We start from the raw sequence: 1,662 nt of genomic DNA on the forward strand, positions 1-1,662 counted from the left end.
TGGCGCGTGCGCGAGCGGACGACGCGGACGCGCTCGGCGGCCTCGGCCTGCTGCGCCTGCGCGAAGGGCGGCACGACGAAGCGCGCGCGCTGTTCACGCAGGCCGCCGCGCGCGCGACCGATCAACGCGGGAAATGGCAAGGCCTCGCACGCACCGCGCAGTTCTGGGGGCTGCTCGCGCAAGGCCGCGAAGCGGCCAACGCGGGGCGCCCGCAGGAGGCCGAACGCGCGGCGCGGGCGGCGCTCGCGATGCAGCCGGGCAGTCCGGACGCGAAGCTGCAGCTTGCCGATGCGTTGCTCGCGCAGCGCGACTGGGCGCACGCGGAGCCGTTGCTGCGTGAATTGCTGGCGGCACGTTCGCCGGCGCTGTCGGCCGTGCGCGGCACGGCCACGTTGTATGAAAACACCGGCCGCGCGGACCGGGTCGGCCCGCTGCTCGACGCGCTGCAAGGTCGCGTGACGGGCCGCGACGATCGCCGCGCGCTCGACGGCCTGCGGGCCGACCTGCTCGCGAACCAGGCGCGCGCATTGGCCGACAAGGGCGAACGCGGCCCGGCCGCGCAACGCTACGAGGCGGCCGTGCGTGCGGCGCCCGACGCGCCGTGGACGCGCTTCGCGCTCGCGCGCCTCTATCGCGACATGGGGTTGCCGCAGCTCGGCCGCACGGTGATGGACGACGGGCTCGCGCAGGGCGATACGCCGGAGATGCGCTACGCGATCGCGTTGTACCGCAATTCGCTCGACGATGTCGCGGGCGCGCAGGCCGCGCTGGCCCCGGTCGACGACGCGCACCGTTCGGACGGAATGCGCGCGCTCGCGCGCAAGCTCGACGCCGAACATGCGCTGGCCGACGCACGCGGTACGCTCGCGCGCGGCGACCGCGCGGCGTTCGCCGCGTCGCTCGCGCACGCGCAGGCGAGCGCGCCGGACGATCCCGACATGCTCGCCGCGATCGGCGCGCAGTGGATTGACGCGGGCGAACCCGAACGCGGCCTCGCGCTGCTGCACGACTGGATCGTCGCGCATCCGCGCGAAGCCGATGCCGACGTGCGGCTGCGTTACGGCGATCTGCTCGGCAGCGCGGGGCGTGACGACGCGCTCGCCGCGTGGCTCGACACGTTGCGGCGCGAAGCGTCGCTGACCCCGGCGCAGACGGCGCGGCTCGAGGACCAGTCGCTGCGGCTCGTGCTGCGGCAGACCGACGAAGCGATCGCGCGGCAGGACTATGCACGGGCGCGCACGCTGCTCGATCGTGCGAGTCCGGCCGGCCGAGCGGACAAGCGTCACGCGCTCGAGCTGGCCGATCTCGAACGCGCGCAGGGCCATTACGGCGCCGCGCGCGACGCGCTCGCGCCGGTCGTCGCGCGCACGCCGGACGACGCCGATACGCAGCTCGCGCTCGCACGGATCGACGAGGACAGCGGCAACCGGGCCGCCGCGCTGGCGCGCGTCCAGGCCGTGCTCGCGCGTACGCCGGACGACGACGTCGACACGCAACTGTCGGCCGTGCGCCGCCTGAACGCGCTGCGCCGCCCGGACGAAGCCGCGAAGAAGGTCGTGCCCGCGCTCGCCGACAAATGGGAAGCGAGCGCCGACGGCCTCACATACACGTTCCACCTGCGCCCGAACGTCGCGTTCCAGACCACCGACTATTTCAAGCCGG

1 protein-coding gene is annotated in these 1,662 nt (G+C 74.5%); it reads left to right on the forward strand.

Going from position 1 to position 1,662, the window contains the following annotated elements:
- Positions 1–1,662 (forward strand): tetratricopeptide repeat protein (locus G3N62_RS35380; protein ID WP_241013300.1); only part of this gene is annotated, 1,662 nt, incomplete at both ends.

The organism is Burkholderia sp. Tr-20355 (assembly GCF_017104685.1).
Classification (GTDB): Bacteria; Pseudomonadota; Gammaproteobacteria; order Burkholderiales; family Burkholderiaceae; genus Burkholderia; species Burkholderia seminalis.